This window comes from Sphingobium aquiterrae (assembly GCF_037154135.1).
In the GTDB taxonomy this organism is placed as follows: domain Bacteria; phylum Pseudomonadota; class Alphaproteobacteria; order Sphingomonadales; family Sphingomonadaceae; genus Sphingobium; species Sphingobium aquiterrae.
Window position 1 is genome coordinate 218,395 of record NZ_JBANFL010000008.1, and the last position, 7,556, is coordinate 225,950.

General features: G+C 66.9%; 8 protein-coding genes. All 8 read left to right on the forward strand.

Translation table 11 applies throughout. The annotated features are described in order from the left end of the window. Positions 1–121 precede the first annotated feature (121 nt). The 8 genes from WFP78_RS10885 to WFP78_RS10920 all read left to right on the forward strand — a co-directional run bounded on the left by WFP78_RS10885 (position 122) and on the right by WFP78_RS10920 (position 7,412). A complete protein-coding gene (locus WFP78_RS10885; protein WP_336961753.1) occupies positions 122–1,213 on the forward strand; it encodes a glycosyltransferase family 4 protein in 1,092 nt (363 codons plus the stop codon). After that, positions 1,210–2,004, forward strand: coding sequence for a glycoside hydrolase family 16 protein (locus WFP78_RS10890; RefSeq protein ID WP_336961756.1), 795 nt, complete (start codon positions 1,210–1,212; stop codon positions 2,002–2,004). The genes WFP78_RS10885 and WFP78_RS10890 overlap by 4 nt, the downstream gene beginning before the upstream one ends. Before the next feature lie 27 nt (positions 2,005–2,031). After that, positions 2,032–3,339, forward strand: a complete 1,308-nt coding sequence (locus WFP78_RS10895) for a hypothetical protein (protein ID WP_336961758.1) — start codon at positions 2,032–2,034, stop codon at positions 3,337–3,339. Further along, a complete protein-coding gene (locus WFP78_RS10900; protein ID WP_336961761.1) occupies positions 3,336–3,959 on the forward strand; it encodes an LbetaH domain-containing protein in 624 nt (207 codons plus the stop codon). The genes WFP78_RS10895 and WFP78_RS10900 overlap by 4 nt, the downstream gene beginning before the upstream one ends. 25 nt (positions 3,960–3,984) lie before the next feature. Next, entirely contained in the window at positions 3,985–5,175 is a 1,191-nt protein-coding gene (locus tag WFP78_RS10905) for a glycosyltransferase (protein WP_336961763.1), read from the forward strand. Between the two features lie 325 nt (positions 5,176–5,500). Continuing rightward, positions 5,501–5,932, forward strand: coding sequence for a hypothetical protein (locus WFP78_RS10910; protein ID WP_336961766.1), 432 nt, complete (start codon positions 5,501–5,503; stop codon positions 5,930–5,932). Continuing rightward, positions 5,929–7,179, forward strand: a complete 1,251-nt coding sequence (locus tag WFP78_RS10915; RefSeq protein ID WP_336961767.1) for an SGNH/GDSL hydrolase family protein — start codon at positions 5,929–5,931, stop codon at positions 7,177–7,179. Before WFP78_RS10910 ends, WFP78_RS10915 begins: the two co-directional genes overlap by 4 nt. Before the next feature lie 32 nt (positions 7,180–7,211). Further along, positions 7,212–7,412 (forward strand): hypothetical protein, encoded by a 201-nt coding sequence (locus WFP78_RS10920; RefSeq protein WP_336961769.1) that lies wholly within the window; start codon positions 7,212–7,214, stop codon positions 7,410–7,412. Positions 7,413–7,556: the final 144 nt, after the last annotated feature.

The following is a 7,556-nucleotide window of genomic DNA, read 5'->3' on the forward strand; positions in this document are numbered from 1 at the left end:
TTCGTGGGCGCAGGCGCAACGGGAATGGGCGCGTCGCTCACCTTTTATGAGAAGATGAGGCACCGTAAAGATATTGGTGGCCGGGCAACCGGCTGAGCTGTGGGCCGAAGCGGAGGGCAGGATGCCGGATGATCGCGCCGCGCCGAATATCATGGTCATTGGCTTGTCCGCTTATGGTGCGCATGGCGGCATCCAGCGGTTCAACCGTCGTGTGATCGACACATTGGCGCAGATGCCGGTGCGGCTTTGCGTGCTGATGCTGGCCGATCCGGCGGAAGCCGTGGCGGCGCGGAGCGGGGTGGCGCGGGCGCTGGGCGCCGGCGGATCGCGCGGGCGCTTCGTGCGGGCGTTCCTGCCGATGGCCTGGCGTGCCGACCTGGTGGTGGTGGGGCATGTCAACCTGTTGCCCTTTGCCCTGCTCTATCGCCTGTTGCGCCCGCGCGGGCGGGTGATCCTGTTCGCGCATGGCGTGGAGGTGTGGGGCGATCCCGCCTATCGCCGGCCCAATAGGTGGGAGCCATGGGCGATCCGCCTGGCCGTGGATCGCATCGCCATCGTCAGCGCCTATTCGCGCAGCCTGATGGCGCGGGCGTTCGGCGTGCCGATGGCGCGCTTTTCCCTGTTTCCCAATGCCGTCGACGTCACCGAAGCGTCGGCGCGGGACATGGCCGGCGCCACGGTGCTGGCGGTGTCGCGGCTGGCGGAGACCGAGCGGGAGAAGCATGTGGATGCGCTGATCCGCGCGCTGCCCAGGGTGCTGGAGGCGATACCGGACGCCCGGCTGGTCGTGATCGGCGATGGCGCCTTGCGGGCCGAGCTGGAGGCGCTGGCGCGGGCGCTGGGCGTGGCGGGCCATGTCGATTTCGCCGGCTTCGTGACCGAGGAACAACTGGCCGACGCCTATGCCGGGGCGGCGCTGTTCGCCTTGCCCTCTTCCAAGGAAGGGTTCGGGATCGTCTATCTGGAAGCCTGGCTGCGCGGACTGCCGGTGATCGCGTCGCGCTATGGCGCGGGCGGCGAGGTGGTGGCCGATGGCGTGGACGGCTTTGCGGTCGATCCGGCGGATGTCGACGCGATCGCGCGGGCGATGATCGACCTGTTGCGCGATCGGGAGAAGGCGCGGCGTTTTGCCGCCGCCGGGCGCGAGAAGGTGGAGCGGCTATATTCCGCGCAGGCGTTCCGGCGGAATCTTGAGGCGCTGGTGTGCGGATGAGAAGCAGGCTTCTCCTGGGCTTATATGCGGTGCTGGCGCTGGGCGCCGGCTGTGAGGCGATGGCGGCCGGGAGCGTGCCTGTATCCGTGCCCGCGCCAGCGGCGGCGGCTGGCTATGACGATCTGGTGTTTTCGGACGAGTTTTCCGCGCTGGACCTCAGCCCCGACGGCGGCGGCACGCATCGCTGGTATAATGGCCTGTGGTATCGCGCGCCGGTGGAGCGGGGCAATTTCACCCTTCAGGACGGCTATGTGCGGGCGACGACCGATGTCCTGCCGCTGACCGTTACCAGCATGGCGTTCCTCACCACCTGGCCGCGCAAGCAGGGGAGGACGCCCCGGCTGTTCCACTATGGCTATTTCGAGGCGCGGCTGCGCTTTTCGCCGGGACGCTTCAACTGGCCGGCCTTCTGGCTGCTGAGCAGCGCGCGCACCAAGACCGGCGGCGAGGGCGGCAAGGGCGAGTGGTGCGAGATCGATATCTTCGAGGGCGGGCGGCCGCATATCTTCTGGGGCACCGTCCACCACTGGAAGGGGGACAGCAGCAAGACCAATGACAATGCGTTCATGCCGCTGCCGCAAGGGGCGGACATGACGCAGTGGAACACCGTGGGCGCGCTGTGGCAGCCGGGCAGGATTTCCTGGTATTTCAACGGCGCGCTGATGGGATCGGCGCCAAGCCCCAAGGTGTGCGACGAGCAGGCGCTGTTCCTGATCGTCGGGGCGCAGAAGCGGGCCTATGGGCCGTTGCCGACATCGGTGGATGTGGACTGGGTGCATGTCTACCGATAGCGCACCCCCATTTTTCGCGGGCCGCCCATGTTGAGCATCCCCAATGTGATGCTGGCCATATGGCTGGCGCTCTCCGTCTGTGTGCCGCTGCTCAGCGTCACGTCCTGGCCGCTGGTCTATGTCGCCTATGTCGCGCTGGGGGTCTCTTCGCTGGTGGCGCTGGCGCGGGGGGGCAAGATGCAGCGTTTCCCGGTGCTCATCCTCTTCAAGATCGCATTCATGCTGCTGCTGATGATCGTGCATAATATGAGCCAGCGGACGGTCGTCAATCTGGGGTCGGTGGCGTTCGCCGACATCGTCATCGGCTTTTTCGTCATGACGCAGGGCCATGATTTCGGCGCGCTGCGGCGGATATTGGTGCGCGTGCGGATGATGGGGCTGGGGCTGATCGTGGTGGGCATCGGCCTGGGGCCGGTCTTTGCGTCGATGTTCGGGCTGGACGATCCGATCCGCGATTTCCTGACCGGCAAGCGGGTGCGCATCTTTTCCCAGAATTTCGGCCATTCCGCGCTGATCGACTTCGCCATGCTGATGCTGATCATGGCGGTGAGCAATATCGCGAGCGAGCGGCGGGGCTTCCGGGCGGTGATGGTGGTACTGGCGCTGGCGCTGTTGGCGGTGGCGAAGACCTCCATCGGCTATATCGGCGTGGGCTGCGTGCTGGGCGTGGCGCTGATCGAATATCTGCCGCTGCCCAGCCGGGCGCGCAATGGCGTGCATATGCTGGCGGTGGTGGCGGGCATGTTTGCGGCCACGACGATGTCGGACGACCTGATCTTCAACCTGCGCAATTTCCAGTCGGGCGGCACGCTGACGACGGCGGAGGCGCCCAAGCAGGATTTGACGGCGGGGCGGGCGTTGCTCAATTCCGAACTGCAGTCCGTCGCCAACGACTATCCGGTCTTCGGGGCGGGGACCGATGTCGGACTGTTGCAGGATGGCCTCATCCGCAACGGCGTGAAGATGGCGATGAGCGAGAGCGGGCTGCGGCTGGCGGCGAAATATGGCTGGCTGTATTTCGCGGTGGTGTTGATCCTCATCGCATCGCCGCTGATGGCATTGCGGCTGCGGGACCGGCCGGTGCGGATTTTCTGCATCGCGCTCAGCCTGTACCTGCTCGATGTCTTTGCGTTCAATTCCCTGTTCGAGGTGGCGCATGACGGGCGCTATATCTGGATGCTGCCGCTGGTGATATTCGTGGGCAGCTATTGCTTCCATGCGGGCCGCAAATGGACGCCGCGGGCGATCACGTTCCAGCCGGTCCATAGCGCGGTGGCACCGCCGACGACGCCGCCCATTGCCACGTTTCGCATCGAGAACAGGGAGAGCCCATGAGCGAAAGTCCGATCCTGCAAGGCACCAGATATGGCACCAAAGGGCGCGAGCGCAGCTTCATATGGTCGCATATCGCGCTGCGGCTGGTGTGGAACATCATGTGGCTGCTGCTGGCCGCATGGACGCCGCCGCAGCTTTATGCGTGGCGCCGGCTGCTGCTGATCGCATTCGGCGCGGACATGGCGAAGGGCGCGCGGGTCTATGGCAGCGCGCGGATATGGTATCCGCCGAACCTCAGCATGGGCAAGGGGGCGGTGCTGGGGTGGCAGAGCTATGCCTATACGCAGGACCGGATCGTCATCGAGGATTATGCCATCGTGTCGCAATTTGCGCGGCTGATCACCGGGACGCATGACCCGGATTCGGAGAATTTCCAGCTTTATACCAAGCCGATCCGCATCTGTGCCCATGCCTGGGTGGCCGCCGCCGCCTTTGTCGGGCCGGGGGTGACGATCGGCGAGGGGGCGGTGCTGGGCGGGGCGGCGGTGACGTTCAGGGATTTGGAGCCGTGGACGATCTATGCCGGCAATCCGGCGAAACCCATCAGGCCGCGGCGGCGTTTCGCCGGGGATGGGGCGGGCGATGATGCGGGGCCGGCCTTGGCGGTGGCGCAGGCGTGAGCGGTTGCAATCGACGGGGAACGAGATGACGCGCATCCTTCGCTTTATCGAGACGTCCAACCCGCATTATGGCGGGCCGGTGGAATCGGCGCGGCGCTTTGCGGAAAGCTGGGCGCGCAAGGGGCATCGGCAGGATTTGCTGACCTTGGACCCGCCGGGGGAGACGCACCTGACCGACTATCCCGGCGAGATATTCGCGCTGGGGCCGCCGCGCGACGGGAAATTGCTGCACCGCTATCGCTATTCGCCGCAGGTGGTGCCGTGGCTGAAGGCCCGTGCGGGCGATTATGACGCGGTGATCGTGGGCGGGCTGTGGCGCTATATGGCGCGGGCGGCGCACAAGGCGCTGGCGGGCGGGCCGACGCCCTATTTCGTCTATACCCATGGGATGCTGGACCCCTATTTCCGGGAATCGCAGAAGCTCAAGCATATGGGCAAGCAATTGTCCTGGTGGTTCGCCGAGGGGCCGCTGCTGCGCCATGCGCGCCATGTGCTGTTCACCTGTGAGGAAGAGGGGATTCTCGCGCGGAACGCCTTCTGGCCCTATCGGGTGGACGGGGTTTCCGTGGGTTATGGCACGACCGATGTGGGCGGCGACCCGCAAGCGCAGACGGCGGCGTTCCGCGATGCGGTGCCGGGGCTGGGCGGGCGGCGTTACCTGCTGTTCCTGAGCCGCATCCATCCCAAGAAGGGCTGCGACCTGCTGGTGGAGGCTTTTGCCGGGATCGCCGCGTGCAACCCCGATCTCGATCTGGTGATCGCCGGGCCGGACCAGGTGGGCTGGGTGGCCGCGCTGAAGGCGCGGGCGGCGGCGCTGGGGATCGGCGCGCGGCTGCACTTTCCGGGGATGCTGAAGGGCGATGTGAAGACCGGCGCGTTTCGCGGGGCCGACGCGTTCGTGCTGACATCGCATCAGGAGAATTTCGGGATCGTGGTGGCGGAGGCGATGGCCTGCGGCATTCCCGTGCTGATCAGCGACAAGGTGAATATCTGGCGCGAGGTGGTGGCCGATGGCGCGGGCATGGTGGAGCCCGATACGCTGGTGGGGGCGACGACGCTGCTGGCGCGGTTCAGTGTGCTGACGCCTGAGGAGCGAGCGGCGATGGGTGTGCGGGCGCGGGAGAGCTTCATGCAGCGCTTCCATGTCGAGCGGGCGGCGGATGCGTTGATGGCGTTGATCGAGCGGCGGGTGCGTGAGGGGCGGATCGCGGCTTAGGCGTGATCCGTTCGGCCTGGGTGGGCTTGCAAGGCACCTTTTTACTTCCGCCGTCATGCCGGACTTGATCCGGCATCCATTGGCTCTTCAATTGCGATCCGAAACGACGGTCGTGCTCATGGATGCCGGATCAAGTCCGGCATGACGGCAAGGAGGGGTGGTAGCAAGGGGGCGGGACGGCAGAGAGGCATCGCGGCAAAGAGGCGTGACGGTAAAGCTCAAGCGCGTGCCATCGCGAAAAACGGGCTGTCCTACAGCGTCATGCTCATTCTATCGGAACATATAGGGAACGATTCCCTTGTGATGTTCTGATGGAGACATGTGCATGGCCCCACCTCAAGTCGACGCGCCGGCGTCTTTCGTGCCGCAGCAGGCCATTGCCTTCGGTTCCCTTGGGGGGCCGGCGGTGGCGGTGGATGCGGCCAATCCCCTGCCGACCGTGGCGCGGCCGGTCGCGGCGCAATCGATGCCGCTGGCCGGGAGCGCCAGTGCCAGCGGGCTGATCGGGCCGTTCCAGCCGGAGCTGGGGCGGGCGATCTGGGTGACGCTGGGCGGCAGCTGGACCGGCAGCGTGACGGTGAAGCGATCCGTGGATGGCGGCGCGACCACGCAGGGCCTGACCATCGGCGGGAGTAGCTGGGCGGTGTTCGCAGCCAATGTGAACGAGCCGGTGGCTGAGGAGAGCGAGGCGGCGGCATCCTATTATCTGGACGTCGCGCTGACATCCGGCACGCTGACCTATCGGGTGGCGCAATGAGCGCGCTGGATTTCGGGGCGCGGGGGCTGGCGCGGGCGGCGAGCGTGACGCAGCGGCGGTCCTCCGTGATCGGGCGGGCGCTGCGGACGGCGCGGGCCGTGGCGGCGGCCAATCCGATCGTCAATCCGGTGGTGGCGAGCGGCGGCGGGATCGTGGCGGTGGCGCAATCCGCCAGCCTGCCGGCGGGCGTCGTCGACATCGGCAATATCGCCGGGATGATCGCGCCGGGCACGCTGCCCATGCGGGTGTTCGGCGGCGAGGCGCAGACGCCGTTCGGGACGACGGTGCGCGGCATGCTGCCCAAGACGGGCGGGGCGGGCGGCTATTTCTCGCCCCGGTTCGAATGCATGATCGAGGGGACGCAGATCTGCTTCACGCTCGACACGACGCAGACGAAATTCCGGGTGATCGCCGATGGCAGCTATGTCGGCGCGGGCGGCGTGCCGACGGTGTTCAATACGTCCGCCGGGACGTTCGTGCTGGTGACGTTCGCCTCTTCGGGCGTGCATCGGGTGGGGATAGAGCGGGAGGCCAATGGCGCGATCACCGCGATCGCGCGGCCCGCGACCTCGCAGCTCTGGCGGCCCGATCCGGCGCCGGTCAAGGCGCTGATCGTGGGCGACAGCTATACGCAGGGGACGGGCGCTTCGTTCGAGCAGAATTGCTGGGCGAGGCAGATGGCGCTGCGGCTGGGGTGGGATGCGGTCATCCAGGCCTTTGGCAGCACCGGCTATCTGGCGGCGGGGGCGACGAGCCCGTTCGGATCGGCCGACCGGCTGAATTTCGTGAGCGCCCAGCCCTATGACCTGGTGGTCGTGGCGGGCGGGATCAACGACACCACCGCCAGTTATGCGCCGCAGGTGGGGGCGAGCGCGACCGCCTATTACCGGGCGATCCGGGCGGCGCAGCCCGATGCGGCGATGCTGGTGCTGGGCGCCTGGCCGGGCGCGACCGGGCCGGGCACGGGCGCCAACAGCGTGACGGCGGTGGAACAGGCGATCCGGGATGCGGTGGTGGCGGTGGGCGACCCCATGTGCCGGTTCGTGCCGGTGTCGTTGAACGACGCGAGCAACCGGCCGTGGATTTTCGGCACGGGGCGGGCGGGCGCGACCAATGCGAGCGGGAACAGCGACCTTTATATCGGCAGCGACGGCACCCATCCCAATGATGCGGGGCATGCGCATCTGGGCGCGCGGGCGGCGGCTGCGGTGACGGCGGCGCTGGAGGCGATGGCGGCGCTCAATTGAGGGCGCGGCGGTTTGGGAAAGGAGAAGACGGGATGGTGATCGAGACGAAGACATTGTGGCAGTCGCGCACATTCTGGGTGAATGCGGTGGCGATGGGCTTTGCCCTGCTGGCGGCGCTGAAGGTGGCGTTGCCCGAAGGGCTGACGCAGGAAGAGGCGGTGTCGGCGATCATGGCCGTAGTGGGCGCGCTCAACATCGCGCTGCGGGTGTTGACGAGCAAGCCGATCGGGTGAGGGCGGGGTGAGATGATGGGAGGCGCGCTGCCGGGATGCCGGTGGCGCGCCTTTTTTGTGCTCTGTCGCCTAGGACGGATCGACATTTATCGCAGCCAGATCATGGCGGCGGCGAGATATACGAAGCCTGTGAAGTGGATGGTT